At 63.5% G+C, this 14,489-nt stretch carries 15 protein-coding genes; 10 read left to right on the top strand and 5 right to left on the bottom strand.

Features of this window, described 5'->3' with window-relative positions:
* Positions 1-43 precede the first annotated feature (43 nt).
* The 3 genes from GRI97_RS11035 (at position 44) to GRI97_RS11025 (ending at position 1,179) form a co-directional block, all read left to right on the top strand.
* Positions 44-391, top strand: coding sequence for a helix-turn-helix domain-containing protein (locus tag GRI97_RS11035; RefSeq protein WP_161391237.1), 348 nt, complete (start codon positions 44-46; stop codon positions 389-391).
* 225 nt (positions 392-616) lie between these two features.
* On the top strand, positions 617-874 hold the full coding sequence (locus GRI97_RS11030; RefSeq protein ID WP_161391236.1) for a helix-turn-helix domain-containing protein: 258 nt from the start codon (positions 617-619) through the stop codon (positions 872-874).
* 149 nt (positions 875-1,023) lie between these two features.
* Positions 1,024-1,179 (top strand): hypothetical protein, encoded by a 156-nt coding sequence (locus GRI97_RS11025; protein WP_161391235.1) that lies wholly within the window; start codon positions 1,024-1,026, stop codon positions 1,177-1,179.
* Positions 1,180-1,260: 81 nt separating this feature from the next.
* Here GRI97_RS11025 and GRI97_RS11020 read toward each other — a convergent pair whose 3' ends face one another.
* Both GRI97_RS11020 and gdhA read right to left on the bottom strand, forming a co-directional pair.
* Positions 1,261-1,599, bottom strand: coding sequence for a hypothetical protein (locus tag GRI97_RS11020; protein ID WP_161391234.1), 339 nt, complete (start codon positions 1,597-1,599; stop codon positions 1,261-1,263).
* Positions 1,600-1,819: 220 nt separating this feature from the next.
* Entirely contained in the window at positions 1,820-3,163 is a 1,344-nt protein-coding gene (gdhA, locus tag GRI97_RS11015; protein ID WP_161391233.1) for an NADP-specific glutamate dehydrogenase, read from the bottom strand.
* Positions 3,164-3,518: 355 nt separating this feature from the next.
* On the opposite strand from gdhA, the gene GRI97_RS11010 reads away from it, so the two are divergent.
* Positions 3,519-4,223: a hypothetical protein gene (locus GRI97_RS11010; RefSeq protein ID WP_161391232.1), complete on the top strand. Its 705-nt coding sequence runs from the start codon at positions 3,519-3,521 to the stop codon at positions 4,221-4,223.
* Positions 4,224-4,241: 18 nt separating this feature from the next.
* Here GRI97_RS11010 and GRI97_RS11005 read toward each other — a convergent pair whose 3' ends face one another.
* The gene (locus tag GRI97_RS11005; RefSeq protein WP_161391231.1) at positions 4,242-5,318 is read right to left on the bottom strand and encodes a catalase family protein; all 1,077 of its coding nucleotides are present in this window, start codon (positions 5,316-5,318) and stop codon (positions 4,242-4,244) included.
* A gap of 230 nt (positions 5,319-5,548) precedes the next feature.
* On the opposite strand from GRI97_RS11005, the gene GRI97_RS11000 reads away from it, so the two are divergent.
* Entirely contained in the window at positions 5,549-6,616 is a 1,068-nt protein-coding gene (locus GRI97_RS11000) for a DUF6882 domain-containing protein (protein ID WP_161391230.1), read from the top strand.
* 46 nt (positions 6,617-6,662) lie between these two features.
* Here the strand turns inward: GRI97_RS11000 and GRI97_RS10995 are convergent, their stop codons facing one another.
* The gene (locus GRI97_RS10995) at positions 6,663-9,728 is read right to left on the bottom strand and encodes an autotransporter outer membrane beta-barrel domain-containing protein (RefSeq protein ID WP_161391229.1); all 3,066 of its coding nucleotides are present in this window, start codon (positions 9,726-9,728) and stop codon (positions 6,663-6,665) included.
* 152 nt (positions 9,729-9,880) lie between these two features.
* Here GRI97_RS10995 and yaaA point away from each other — a divergent pair, with 152 nt between their 5' ends.
* Complete coding sequence (gene yaaA / locus GRI97_RS10990) at positions 9,881-10,633, top strand: peroxide stress protein YaaA (protein WP_161391228.1); 753 nt, start codon at positions 9,881-9,883, stop codon at positions 10,631-10,633.
* On the top strand, positions 10,630-11,340 hold the full coding sequence (locus GRI97_RS10985; RefSeq protein WP_161391227.1) for an SDR family NAD(P)-dependent oxidoreductase: 711 nt from the start codon (positions 10,630-10,632) through the stop codon (positions 11,338-11,340). The genes yaaA and GRI97_RS10985 overlap by 4 nt, the downstream gene beginning before the upstream one ends.
* Positions 11,341-11,348: 8 nt before the next feature.
* Here GRI97_RS10985 and GRI97_RS10980 read toward each other — a convergent pair whose 3' ends face one another.
* The gene (locus tag GRI97_RS10980; RefSeq protein WP_202392714.1) at positions 11,349-12,470 is read right to left on the bottom strand and encodes an FAD-dependent monooxygenase; all 1,122 of its coding nucleotides are present in this window, start codon (positions 12,468-12,470) and stop codon (positions 11,349-11,351) included.
* 99 nt (positions 12,471-12,569) lie between these two features.
* Here GRI97_RS10980 and GRI97_RS10975 point away from each other — a divergent pair, with 99 nt between their 5' ends.
* The 3 genes from GRI97_RS10975 to GRI97_RS10965 all read left to right on the top strand — a co-directional run bounded on the left by GRI97_RS10975 (position 12,570) and on the right by GRI97_RS10965 (position 14,486).
* Entirely contained in the window at positions 12,570-12,764 is a 195-nt protein-coding gene (locus GRI97_RS10975) for a hypothetical protein (RefSeq protein WP_161391226.1), read from the top strand.
* A 172-nt stretch (positions 12,765-12,936) separates the two neighbouring features.
* The gene (locus GRI97_RS10970; protein ID WP_161391225.1) at positions 12,937-14,043 is read left to right on the top strand and encodes a histidine kinase dimerization/phosphoacceptor domain -containing protein; all 1,107 of its coding nucleotides are present in this window, start codon (positions 12,937-12,939) and stop codon (positions 14,041-14,043) included.
* On the top strand, positions 14,040-14,486 hold the full coding sequence (locus GRI97_RS10965) for a response regulator (protein WP_161391224.1): 447 nt from the start codon (positions 14,040-14,042) through the stop codon (positions 14,484-14,486). The genes GRI97_RS10970 and GRI97_RS10965 overlap by 4 nt, the downstream gene beginning before the upstream one ends.
* Positions 14,487-14,489: the final 3 nt, after the last annotated feature.

Below are 14,489 nucleotides of genomic sequence, written 5' to 3'. Positions count from 1 at the left end.
GCTGGAAAAAAGAAGCGCGCACAGCGTTGCTCAGGATTGGCAGATGGCGGTGCCGGAGGTTCACCCCCCGACACTGGCCACGCGGGCAAGGAACCTGCTGCAGACAAGACGGGACCTGGCCAAAATCATGCCCAAGGGCCTTTTTCGCGATTCTGGTTGGGATATCCTTCTTGAACTGTATGCGGCCGATGCCGAGGGGGGCGTGGTCTATGTGAAGCAGATGGTCATCGCATCAGGTGAGCATGGCGCCACCGCAATTCGCATCATCGATCGGCTGGAACAAGGCGGGCTGTTGCAGCGGGCGGAAGACAAGGCAGATAGCCGGCGGATCATTCTTTCCCTCACCAGCGACGGCCGCCGTGCGATCGAACTGGTCCTTTCGGAGCTCTGAAACGGAGCCGGTTTTTGCCTCGGATGCCCATGGGGGTCACCCTGTGGCCGATTGATCCGCGATGGCGGCTGGGCCGGTTTGCCGCTCCACCCGCCGCATGGCAGAATTTTGACCTCGTCAATATCAGTATAAGTGTGTAAGCTCGGCTGGTCGGGGGAAACAGATCGCGCAAAGCGGCTGATGAGAGGTATTCCTATGACGTCCCCATTTCGATCCCTTCCAGGGTTGCGCCAGCGCGCTGCGAAAGCTGCAGCCGAAGATCAGACCCTGCCCGCCAGCTGCATCCGGCGGATCATATCGGGTGAGAGCCCCTTGCGCGTCTATCGCGAGCATCGCGGCATGAGCCGGGAGGATCTGGCGAGCGCATCGGGCGTGCAGTCCGAACAGATCGACCGGATCGAATCGGGTCGGGTGGAAGTGGCAGCCGGCACGATCATGGTGCTTGCGGCGGCGCTTTCGATCTCGCTCGACAAGCTGAGCTGAGCTGAACCGATCCACGGCGGAACCCGATAAAGTCTGTCGCATAGAGGCCACGGCTGATCCGATTGACCGAAGTATACGGGATAACATGCTGGATTTGCTGGTTGAGGGTATGTCGCAAGCATGCGGCATGGACAGAAAGGAGAGCCTTCATGGCTAACCCCAACGACCAGCACGACCGTCAGCAAAACCAGCAAGGCAGGCGGCCCGATCAAGCCGGCGAAGGGCGTGATCGCAGCGGCCAGCAACAGCAGGAAGAACGCGGCACGAGTCGACAACCTGACGAAAGCAAGCACCGCAATCAGTGACTTGCCACAGCAGAGCTGATATCCGGTCATGAAACCGGATCAGGGCCGCCCATTGGGCGGCCCTGTGGTTTGGTAACATGGTTATGCGCAGCCATTAGCGTATTCGCGGCGCTGGGCCTCTCGGCGGCCCATAGCGGCACCACGTGCCTGCCATTTTCTGAAGGTTTCCTCGGCTGCGGCTTCACAGAAAATGGCATCGAGTTCCGTGAGGTCGCGCGTGCCGTCATCGGCCAGGCAATCATGGGCGCCCTGTGCGGCCTGCATGACCGTGTGATCGGGCGGATGGCGTGAGGCGGCGTCGTGGATCAGGCTGTGCAGGCAGGCCAGCAGGTCCTGATCAGGGGAGTCTCGAAAAACGTCCAGACGTTCGGGCCAGCTCTCCCAGCAGCTGAAATCGTGCCTGGTGGTGTGTGCTGGCAATGGCTGTCCCCCCGTTGCGGGAGGAATGACTGGCCTGAGGCGGCTGCGGGTTGAATCGGGTGGTGCGTGCTGAGGGCTGGTGGCTGGCCTTCGACGGGCTCGGGCCAGACGGAATAAGGTGCAGAGGCGCGATGAGCGCGAGAGGCGGGATCGGCGAAGCTTCCGGATCGTCCAGAACGCGGGAAGGACGCTGCCCTTCCCGCATTCCATTGCGCAATTGTCAGATGACGCCCAGCGCGTCCATGGCTTCGGCCACGCGCACGAAGCCGGCGATATTGGCGCCCAGGACGTAATCGCCCGGTGCGCCATATTCATCGGCGGTCTCGGCGCAGAGATCATGGATATTGTGCATGATCGTGGCCAGCCGCTGTTCGGTCTGTTCGAAGCTCCAGCTATCGCGCGACGCGTTCTGCTGCATTTCCAGTGCCGAGGTGGCGACACCGCCGGCGTTGGCAGCCTTGCCCGGGGCGAACAGCACGCCGGCTTCCTGGAACAGCTTCACCGCGTCCGGCGTGGTCGGCATATTGGCGCCTTCGCCCACGGCCTTCACGCCATTGGCGATCAGCGTGCGGGCATCCTTGCCGGTCAGTTCGTTCTGCGTGGCAGAGGGCATGGCCACATCGCAGGCAACATCCCACACCGATCCGCCGGCGACATAATGCGCGCCTTCACCGCGCAGCCGCGCGTATTCGCTGATCCGTTCGCGGCGGACCTCCTTCACTTCCTTGATCAGATCCAGATCGATGCCGTTTTCATCGACGACATAGCCGTTGGAATCCGAACAGGCGACGATGGTGCCGCCGAATTCCAGGATCTTTTCCATGGTATAAATGGCGACATTGCCCGATCCGGAGACCACCGCGCGCTTGCCTTCGAAGCCTTCACCACGGGTTTCCAGCATCCGCTGCACGAAATAGGTTGCGCCATAGCCGGTCGCTTCCTTGCGCGCCCGTGATCCGCCGTGGAACAGCGCCTTGCCAGTCAGGACACCGGCTTCATAGCGGTTGGTCAGTTTCTTGTACTGGCCGAACATATAGCCGATTTCACGCCCGCCCACGCCGATATCGCCCGCCGGAACATCGGTATATTCGCCGATATGCCGCGACAATTCGGTCATGAAGGCCTGGCAGAAACGCATGATTTCCGCATCCGAGCGGCCGCGCGGATTGAAATCCGATCCGCCCTTGCCCCCGCCGATCGGCAGGCCGGTCAACGCGTTCTTGAACGTCTGTTCGAAGCCGAGGAACTTGATGATCCCGACATTGACCGACGGGTGAAACCGGATGCCGCCCTTGTAGGGCCCGAGCGCCGAATTGAACTGCACGCGGAAGCCACGGTTGATCTGCACCTGGCCGCTGTCATCCAGCCACGGCACGCGAAAGATGATCTGGCGTTCGGGTTCGCACAGCCGTTCGATCAGCGCATTGTCCGCATATTGCGGGCGCTTGGCGATCACCCGGCCGAGGCTTTCGAGCACCTCTGTCACCGCCTGGTGGAATTCGGTTTCGCCCGCATTGCGCGCGAACACATCGTTGAGGATCGGCTGAAGCTTCTCGTCGATCATAGTGGTGTTCCTCCTGAAAGAACGGGGAGCCCCGCCCGATTTTCGGGTCAGGGCCGGTGGATGGCCACTGTGCGCGGCCGGTTTGCACCGCTCCATGCGAGAGCATCGCAATAAAGACAATGCACATGGATCAGATTGTGCAGAATTATTGCGTACAATGTTGATGAGGCGCAGATTTGCAAAATGCTACTGTCGAACCGGATGATTATCTCGCGAAACAGGATGTCCAAGGTGGTAACAGGGCTGGCCATGCGCAAAACTGTGATCGAACCTGTCAAGTTGCTGCGGGGTGGAGGCTGAAATGCGGGTTTTGTCAGGCGCGGGATTTGGGCTGACAGTGCTGTTGGGGGGCGCGTTGGCCCATCCTGCAGCAGCGACGCCACCCGACATGCTGACCGTGCGCGATGTGTTGTTTGGCAGTACGCCCAACCAGGTGATGGTGCTGCGAACGACGCAGGACAATCTCGGCCAATATTATGCCGAACAGCGCGACACCATCCTGATCGTCATCGACCGGGCGACCGGCAGGGAGCAGCAATATCCGGTCTATCGCATGCGATCAGAGGCGGATTTCGATATCGATCCGATGGGCGACCGGCGGATCGCCCGGGCTGTTCCGCTAGCCAACGCCGTCGATCCCTTCGCCCTGCTCACCGCCGCTGGGGGAATGCCGCTGATCGGCGATGGCGATCCACCGGCCGAGGGCTGGAACACGGGTACGGCAGCCGATGTCGATGGCGTGATGGTGCTGACCTTTGCCGATGGACGCACTGCCCGTGCCCCGATGGCGGCGATCCTGCAACAGATGGATGCCACGCTGCAGACCACGGCGGGCGTGCTGGGCGATTACAGTCGTATCGCGCCGATCGGTACCGCTGACCTGCTGTCAGGCCGGACGCACGCATGCAGGCCCATCAGCGCCCGGCGCATCGATGACCGAAGCGGCACAGCCGCGACGGCCATCCTGCGAGTGGATTGCGAGGAGGACGGAGACGCCGGGATATCATTGCTGACGGTTTTGACGATGGATTCGGCCGCAGACGGGAGTGCGGCGGACTGAACCAGCCCCGTCGCTCCTTCAGCCCGGCTCGTGCATCGGGCACAGGTTCATCCGCGCCCGAAAGTCGGCGCTATGGCGATAGGTGTCCCGCCGGGCGCGGTTGACCTGGCCGAGCGGCCGGTGTGCTTCCAGTCCGGTCCAGGGGCTGAAGCGCATTTCTTCATTGATGGCCTGCACCTGCGCCTGATCCCAGCTGTCCTGCGCCGGAACGCGCAGCAGGCCTACCCGCTGATAGGGGGAAATATGCCGCGGCCATTCGACCGAGGCATCTTCCACCGGCTGGCGTTCGGGATCACGCAGCAGCTGGACGCAGAATTCCCATTCCGCATCCCCGCGCTGCATTTCCGCGCGAACATCTTCGCGGATGGCGTTCTCACGCCCCACCGGATCGATGGTTTCGCCTGACAATTGCTCCATCCATTCAGCTGCAGGGCGCAGCATGAATTTGGCGACGTGATCGCCATAGCGGAACGGGACCGCCGAATAATAGGTTTCGCCCAATGGTTCGACATTGGGCATTCCGCCCAGCATGGTGAGCGAAGACGAAGGATCAGCGCCCACCGCTTCCAGCACAGCATTACCCGCACGCGCCATGCCGGCCGCAACCTTCTTCAGCCCTTCGACGCGGTCAGTCGTCTTTGCCAGCAGCTTGAGATCCTTGCCGAAAGACTGCGCATCGGGTGCGGCAAAGGCCGGGCTGTTGACCATCACGAAATCCTGCGCTTCGCCCTCTGCGTCCGGCAGCCTTTCCCCCGGCACATCGCAGATCTTCATGGCAAGGCCACGCGGCAGGGCAATGGTATCGTCCAGAATATCGCCCGCATTGGTGGAAAGCCGGACATAGGCGGCATGTTCACCGGGGCGGGCAAAAGCACCCTGCGCGAGTTCGGGCGGCAGATCACTGTCCACCACGAAGGTCCCCTGAAGCACACCATGCGATTTGGCATGGACCGCGCGCAGGGCATGGCCGCAATCGCGGTAGGTGGTTTCCATGATCTCGTCGAAACTTTCGTTCAGATCGGCCACCACGCTTGCTTCCTCTTCGGTGGGCTGTTCCAGCGCGGGGTCGAAACGGATCGGGGGCGGGAGCGACATGGCATGGCCTTTCGTGAATTGGGGTTTGCCCAGACAACCGCCAACGCCGGGGCGCGGTTCCTTGCTCTGGCTGGGCGGCGCGGTCGCCTGCCCCGCCCATGACGGCTCTGCCTGGCCGCTTCAGGCAACGGCCCGCCGCAATCGCGCCCCTTGCCTGTTCCCCCTGCCGTGACCACGCGGAAATCGCCGCATAGTCTGACGATCAGGAGAAACGGATAGCGAGGTGAGGAATGCTGGATTGGCTGCGCAGGCTGATGGCCGGTGATCAAAGCGCGGCGCCCGCCGATGCCGAGGTGGAACGCGACGAGCAGGGCCGCGTGACCCGCGTGCAGCAAACGCTGTCCCCCGCCGGTCAGACATCGACCGACACCCCACCCCCTGCGACCAACCCTGCGCTTGCACCGGTTGGCGCACTCGCCCCCCGGCTGGATGCCGCATCGGCCTGGCTGGTGCAGCAGAACATCGCCCTGGCGCGCGATCATGGTATCGGGTTGGAGGAGAATTTCTCGGTCGATCAGACCACCGGCCTGCTGACGCTGCATTTTCCCGACCGGCCCGATCTGTCCCTTCCCGCCACCATCATCGGCAGCTTCGACCCGCGCGACCGCAGCTTCATGTGGGGTTGGGCGAATTCCTCGGTCCATCCCGAGATGATCCGCGATGCCGCTGCCCTGCGGGCGCTGGCCGACGAGGGCAGCGATCCGTCACTGGCCAGGCACCCGGCGCTGACCACCCCGGTGCAGACCGTCACCTTCGACACGCTGATGCCGCTGCTGGCGCTGGCAGCACAGGTTGGCGGGGCCGATGGCGTCTATCGCTGCATCACCAATGGTTCGACGTCGATTTTCCTGGCGATCCGCGCCGGCACGGCGGCTGCGCAGACGCCCGCCGATCCGGCGCTGCTGGAACAAGCCGGCGAACTGGTGAGAGCGCAGGATGCGGAAATGCTGCCGATCGACGCCGAATATCACGCGGGCAAGCATGATGGCGGCAACCCGCAAATGGGCGGGCTGATCGAACGGAAGGTGGAAATCTACCACCGCTATTGGGCGCGTGAGGATGATTACTGGCTGCCGTCCTCGCTCGGCTGGCCATCCGACCATGATGCATCCCGCCACCGGATCAATTTCACCGTGCCCCATCCGGGCGGTGGCGCGCTGGTGGTGGCGGTGTTCAAAACCTTCGGCGATACGATCCACCGCGTGGAACGGATCGACGGGGCGCCGAAGATCACCGATATTCTGCTGGATTGGGGCAAGGGTTTCGTCTGGCCCAAGCCGGTGGCCGAAGAGGAATGAGCGCTGTTGCGCCCCGGCGACGACCGGGGCGCAACATACATCTGAACTAGAACCGCATTCCCAGACCGATGCCGCCGCGATGGCGGGTCTGATCCTGGTTGAAGCTGCCGTCATAAGTTGCCGTGAGGCGCAGCGTGGGCGTGAGCGAATAGCCCAGCCCGACACCGACCGCGACACCACTGTCCCGCCGCACAGCCCCACGCGTGATGAAAGCATCCGGGCTGCCATCGAAGCGCGCGCGTTGCAGCGGCGTGCCATCGCCCAGTTCGTGCTCATAGATAACCCGCAGATGGCTATCCAGCGCCCCAGTGGCATATCCCAGCTCGATCCCGCCACCGGCACGGGCGCCGGTGTAGGAGGCCCGATCCAGCCGCAGGTTGAGCGCGCCGGCGCCGGTTTCCTGCGTGGCATCCAGCGTGACGCGCGTGACATCGAGCGTGGCGATCGGCGACAGGCGCAGAGACTGCAGATCGATATCGAAGCGCATCTGGGCCGAGACACCGATGCTGCGCGCGTCGCGCCGGTTTTCCACCGTCCGGTCGATCGCGCCGGCCAGCAGTTCGCGTTCCATGTCCAGCTTGTGCCAGCCCGCGCCAACCGCAGCCGACAGCTGGAACGCGCCGCTTTCCAGTGCCAGCCAGCCGCCCACCATGGTGCTGTCGATATCCGCCCGCGACAGGCGCGCATCGACATCGGCATCGCTGCGGATGTAGCCGCCCGCCAGCCCCGCCCGCAGGCTGCCGTCTGCGCCCAAGGCCATGTGGAGCAGATCCACGCCGCCATTGATGCCATAGCTGCGGGTGGCAAGATCGGCGGCATTGCCATCGCCGCTGCGCCGGCTGTCCTGCCCCAGCACGCCCAGCCACAGGCCGATGCCGCCCGGCGCCATGGCCGCCAATGCGCTGCGCCGCTGCAGATTGCGGGTGAACAGATCGCCCACATCGGCCAGCGCATATTGCATGGAGGCATGCGCTTCACCTGAGGCAAGATCGAAGATCTGCCGCGCCTGCGGCGTCGTCATGAACAGGATCTGGTTGTAGGCGAGCGCGGCATCGCTGCCCTCTGTCTGATCCAGATCGTCAAGCGCGCTGGCGGCAGACGTCTGATTGGCCGTTACCGCCGCAGTGGGGAACAGCGGGGTGGGTTCTTCCGGCTCTTCCGGTTCGACCGGTTCCTCCGGTTCTTCGGGATCGGGCGGGACATTGTTGGGGGTGAGCGTGAGCACAACGTCATTGCCGCTGCCGCCGGCATAGCTGACCGTCGGCGTCAAGAAGGCCAGCGTGTTGGTGACCGTGCCGAACTGGCCGGTGATCGCGTCAGCCCCGTCATTGTCGAGGATCGTGTAGACGAACGGATTGATGCCGCCGAAGCTGTTGCCGGCGATTTCCTGCACCGCCAGCGTCGCCCCGCCCAGCGCCACGGTGCCATTGACCACCAGCCGGTCACTGCCGCCCTGATCATTGACCTTGATCGCCAGCGTCGAGGCCGCATCAAGCGTGAGATTGCCGGTGGTCAGCGTGGCGATGCCCGCGCCCGAAGACGATCCGGGTGCCAGCGTGCCGCCCTGCATGGTGACCGCGCCCAGCCGGCCCGAACCACCGAGCGTGGCGCCGGGGCGGACGTTCAGCGCGAGATTGGCGACATTGCCGTCCATCACCAGCGTGCCGGCCTCCACCGTGCCGACGGGCAGGGGCAGATTGCCGGGTACCGTACCGGTGATCGTCCAGGTGCCGGCGCCCGTCTTGCGAATATCCTCGAAATTGGTGGCGCGGGCGGAATTACCGACGATCAGGGCGATGGTGCCGCTGGTGCCGGCTTCCCCATCCAGCACGAAAGTGTCGAAGCCGTCGCCGCCATCGATGACGCCGGTGACATCATAGGTGGGCAGCAGGGTGATGCGCTCATCCCCCGCCCCCAGATCGATCGCCACATCGGAGGTGGTCGCCCGCGCGACGGTGCCGGCGATCGTGATATGGGTGTTGAGCCGGCTGACCGAGGGATCGACCGGAGTTTCCGGATCATCCACAGTGCCAATGACAGCGGCATTGGTGGAGGACAGATGCGCGCCTTCATCGATGCGAATAACGGCTTCGCCCACGCCGGGGAATTCACCCGATGCGGCCAAAGCGATGGCATGGCTGTTCACGCCCTGCGCGGCTATCCGGGCGCCGGAGGTGAGGTGGATCGGCGCGCTGCCGCCGCCGGCCACGCCGATGAACAGCCCATGCGCCTGTTCCCCGCTGGTGGTGATCGCCCCGCCAATGGTGACGTTGCTCTCACTGTCGGGCGCGAAGCTGGCGAGGATGCCCGATGCGCCATCGCCGGTGGTGGTGATGGTGCCGGTGTGGATGGTGGTGGTACGGGTGGAAACGAGCCCTTCATCCACCGCATCGCGCGCGTCGATGCCATAGGCATAGAGCCCGGCGGTGGAAATGCTGCCCGCCATTGTGACCATGCGTTGCTGGCCTGCTTCCTCGAAGCTGGAGAGGACAATGCCGCTGGAATAATTGCCCTCTGTGCGGATCGATCCGGTGGAGGTGACCTCCACCTCGGCAGCGGCTTCCATATGGACGCCCTGCACCAGATCGCCCCGGGTGATGATGGAGCCGGAAATGCTGGCCTTGCCCTCGCCGCGCAGATTGATCGCGGCATAGTCATCCTCATCCGGAACATCGTCCGGATTGGTGATGGTGATCGATCCGTTGCGCAACAGATAGACCGAGCCGCTGCCGGCCAATACGCCAAAACCGCCCGATTCCACCCGGCCGGCGATCAGCACATCCGCATCCTCGCCCAGAGAAATCGCCGCCTCTGATCCGCTGACGAGCGTGCTGGTCAGGGTGGTGATGTGCGCGCCGTCGCCCAGGGCAATGCCGGTTTTGTCTCCCTCGACCCGGGCGCCCGTCTGCACATTCACCGTCACGTCATTTTCAGTACCTGTGCCATAGCCGTCATTGGCGCCCGAACAGCTGACGGTGACGCCATTGGCAGCGGCCGGAGTGCAGGCAAAGGCCGGCGCGGGCGCGGCCAGCACCGCCGCCAGCAGCGCGGCCTTCGATGTGCCGAGCAGCAGCAAGGCATGGATGGGCTTGCTGCGTGTCTTGATGATCATTCTGTCCCCCCTGGATATTCGTGCAATTCGCGGTTTCAACAATCCAATCGGTGGATCGCGGCAAAGCGGATCATCGGAGGGGTCATTTTTTCCTGGTCGGGCCGGCCGCGTCCGCTTTTGACGAAGCCGGCCTGCGCCTTTACGGGCATGGCATGTTTGCCCTGCTCTCCCCCGCCAAGACGCTCGATTTCGAGCGCGAACTGCCGCCGCTCAACGCCACCCGCCCGCATTTTGCGGCAGAAGCGGGCGATCTGGCGAAATCGGCGGCCAATCTGTCGCAGAAGAAGCTGAGCGAGTTGATGCATATCAGCCCGAAGCTGGCCAAGCTGAACGCTGACCGGTTCCGCGATTTTGCCGATCTGCCCGAACGGCCGGCGCTGTTTGCCTTTGCCGGGGATGTCTACACCGGGTTCGAGGTGCATACGCTGGACGAAGCCGGCGTGGCCTTCGCCCAGGATCATATGCGCATGCTGTCGGGCCTTTATGGCCTGCTGCGCCCGCTGGATGCGATCCGGCCGTATCGGCTGGAAATGGGCACGCGCTGGGCCCCGCGGCGCAAGAGCCTGACCGATTGGTGGGGCGACCGGATCGCCGCGCTGCTGCGCGATCAGCTGGCAGACGCCGGCACCGATGTGGTGCTGAACCTGGCCAGCCTGGAGTATTTCGCCGCCGTGAAGGGCCGGCTGGACGGGGTGCGCGTGATCGAGGTGGAATTCCGCGAGCCGGGTCCGGACGGGCCGCGTTTCATCAGCTTCAACGCCAAGCGCGCGCGGGGCATGATGGCCCGATATATGTGTGAAAACCACATCAGCGATGTGGATGCGATGCGCGGTTTCGACAGCGATGGCTATCGCTTCATCGAAAGCGAGAGCGATGCCGATCGCTGGCGGTTTCACCGGTCATGAGCAAGGACGCGCCGGCCAGTGCCGTGATCGTGGGCGCATCGGGCGGGATCGGGGCCGCGCTGGAAACGGCGCTGGTGGACGAAGGCGCCTTCGCGGCAGTGCATGGCTTCGCCCGGTCGCGCAGCGGAGCGCAGCATCTGGATCTGCTGGATGAAGCCAGCATCGCCGCCGCCGCCGCCCATGTGGCGCAGGGACCGGCGCCGACGCTGGTGATCGTGGCCACCGGGCTGCTGCACGAGGGCGAGCATGGCCCGGAAAAGGCGCTGCGCGATCTCGACCCGGCATGGCTGGCACAGGTGCATGCCGTGAATGCCATCGGCCCCGCGCTGGTGGCCAAGCATTTCCTGCCGATCATGCCGCGCAGCGGGCGGACGGTGTTTGCCGCGCTTTCCGCCCGGGTCGGATCGATCAGCGACAACCGCCTGGGCGGCTGGCACGGCTATCGCGCATCGAAGGCGGCGTTGAACATGCTGATCCGCACGATCGCCATCGAAGACCGCCGCCGCAACGACCGATCGATCGTGGTGACGCTGCACCCAGGCACAGTGGACACCGCGCTATCGCGGCCGTTCCAGGCGAATGTGCCGGCAGGCAAGCTGTTCGACCCCGAACGCGCGGCGCTGCAACTGCTGGATGTGGTGGAGGGTATCCGGGTGATCGACACCGGCAAGATGTTCGATTTCGAAGGCGTTGAAGTGGCATTTTGAGCGGGTCCTCACCGCCCTCGCGCATTGCGGACGAAATCCTGGCTGATGCGCTGGCCTGACTGGCCCAGGCGGCGGACTTCGGGCAGGCGACTGGCTTCATAGGCTTGCAGCGCGGTGACAGGATCGGTTGCCAGCGCGGCGGAATCGAGGAATTGCACCAGAGCCAGGGCATCGCTGGCGGCGGTGGCAAAGCCGTTGCCGGTCATGGGCGTGCAGACATGAGCGGCGTCGCCCACCAGCGCCATGCGCCCCGACACCAGGCGATCAGGCACATATTCCACCACCGGCGTGCCCAGCACCGCGCGCCGATCGATGCATTCCAGGATCGCCTCCCGCCACGGACTGGGCCAGTTCCGGCGAGCAAGGCGCGCGAGATCATCGAACAGAGCGTCCGGCATGTCACCGGGGCGCAGCGAATGGCGGACCAGCGAGCCTTCGACCGCGCCGGTGCGGCGCAAAATCTCGTTATGGCCGGCGTCATACCAGCCCCAGCCGACGCGGCGGCGGCCGCGCTGGGCGCTGCCATCGGCGGCGGTGAGCGGGAAGCCGAGCAGCAGATAAGGGCCGGATTCGAGAAATTCGAGATGCGGGGGGAAGCGTGCGGTCAGTTCGGATTCCTCCGCAAAGCCGACCCAGGCCAGATAGTTGGCGAAAACCGCATCGGGCCGTTCGGGGCTGATCTGCCGCCGAACCACGCTTTGATAGCCATCCGCGCCGATGAGGACTTCGGCTTCGAAGCGCAGACCATCCTGCGTCAGCGCCCACGCGGTATCGGCGTTCTGGCCGGTTTGCGTAACGCGGGCATTGCGGATGATCGCAATGCCCGCCCCCTCCGCCGCAGCGCAAAGACCTCGATGAACCGATTGCCAGGCCTGCACGCCGGTTTCCATGATCTCTGCCGCTTGCGGGCGCCCGGTCAGCCGTTCGAGCAGACCGAAGCCGACCTGCAGCGCAGCACCCGTGCGATCCGTATCAGTCGATCGTTCGAGCACGGTGACCGAAAATCCATGCCGTGTCAGGGCGAGCCCGGTCATCAGCCCGCCCAGCGAGCCGCCAACAATGAGAATATCGCTGCTGGCAGAAGCGGAGTTCATGCTGAGGCGATAGACGCGATGCCGGATCGTTTCCACGACATGATGCGTTGTAACAGTTCGAGGCCGCGAATGCAGTGGGCATGATCGATTGATCCGGTTCGCTGAAACCCGGCGTTACGCAAGAAAGGAAGTGTGATGGGCGAGTATGAGCCGGATGATTCCCGTATCGTGACCCAGAATCCAAGCCACACACCGATCGAGCCGGAAAGGACCGGCCCGCGCGAGAGCCAGACCCGCCCCGGGCGGAAGGATGACCAGCTGGCTGGCTCGAAAAAATCCGCCGACGACAAGGGCGATCGGTGGCAGACCGGAGCGAAGAAGGAGGACTGACTCAGGAGGTGCCATGGCTTCACTGTCCCTGATAAAGCCCCTTACCCAATCACCTCAGCAGATCGGGCGCGATCCGCGGATATCTGTCCATTTTGTTTGCCTGCAGGAACGCGGCACGGTGGCGTGTGTTTGATAGGCGCGCGCCATCATCAGCGCACAATGGAGTAGCATCTTGAAGCAGCGGGACGACTGGCATCTCACAGATATTCTGGATTATGAGCACGGGCGCGGCGACCCTTTCGCCGCAGCCGTGCGCGCCACCCGCATGCCCATGGTCATCACCGATCCAGCCCAGCCCGACAATCCGATCGTGTTCTGCAATGTCGCGTTCCAGGAACTTACGGGCTACGAAAAAGACGAAATTCTGGGCCGGAACTGCCGGTTTCTGCAGGGTCCGGACACCGATATGAATGCTGTCGCCAAGGTGCGCAGTGCAATCGCAAATGGCCATGATGTCGATGTCGATCTGCTGAATTACCGCAAGGACGGATCCACATTCTGGAATGCTCTGTATCTGTCGCCGGTGCGCGATCCGGATGGTGTCATCCGCTTTTTCTTCGCCTCTCAGTTGGATGTGACTGAACGGATCGAGGCCCAGAAGGTCATCATCGATCAAAAGATTCTGGTCGAACGGGAGGTGGAGCGTCGGACGGCCGACCTGCGGGCTGCATTGGAAGCGAAGACCATGCTGCTTCATGAGGTGGATCATAGGGTCAAAAACAATCTGACCATGATCGGATCGCTATTGCGGCTGCAGGTACGCACGATCGACGATCCTGCCACCACGGCCAAACTGGAATCCATGATGGAGCGGATCGATGCGCTGGCCGTCGTCCACCGCCAGCTCTACCAATCTTCAGACATTGCCCGTTTCGACATCGGCGATTTTGTGCAAAGCCTGGCAACAGATGTCGTGGGCGCAAGCGGACGAACCGACATAAAGCTGCATATCGAAACCCAGCCGATGTTCGTGGATTCCGTTCATGCGTCTGCCCTTGGTCTGATCCTGAACGAGATTCTGACCAACGCCATCAAGCACGCCTATCCGGACGGACGTTCCGGCCATCTGCGCGTGCTGGTGGAAGATGGAGAGCAGCGGGGGATTATCCGGATTTGCGACGATGGCCCGGGCTTACCGTCAACCAAACGAACCAAAAGCATCGGTACAGCGCTGATCACCCGGCTGGCGCGACAAGCCAATGCCGAAGCAAGCTGGAGCGACAATGCGCCCGGCACCTGCGTGACCATCAGCTTTCCACGCAGCGCGGTGGGTTCATGAACGAAATCATGGGAATATTGATCGTCGAAGATGAAATGTTGCTGGCGATGGATCTGGAAGCAATCGTCGAAGACAATGGCCATCGGGTGCTGGCGGAAGCGGCCAGCCTGCATGAGGTCGAGCAACTGCCCGATGACATCATGCCGCAATTGGCCTTTGTCGATATTAACCTGGCCCAGGGATCCAACGGGCTGGATGTCAGCCTGCTGATCCAGCAGCGCTGGCCCGATGCGCTGATCGTGTTTGTCACGGCCAATGTCGCCCGTATCCCGGAGGATTTCACCGGCGCGCATGGCGTGATCGCCAAGCCGTTTTCTCACGCCGGCGTTTCCAACGCACTCCGCTATCTTGCTGAGGGCGTGTTTGATCCCCCGCCCAGCACTCCGCGCCCGGCAAGCCTGGTTGCCTCGCCCCATCTCGAACGGCGCTGGGCCACCGTGTAGGGC

It is taken from the genome of Croceibacterium xixiisoli, from assembly GCF_009827305.1.
Taxonomy (GTDB): Bacteria; Pseudomonadota; Alphaproteobacteria; order Sphingomonadales; family Sphingomonadaceae; genus Croceibacterium_C; species Croceibacterium_C xixiisoli.
This window is presented reverse-complemented; position numbering and strand designations above follow the sequence as displayed.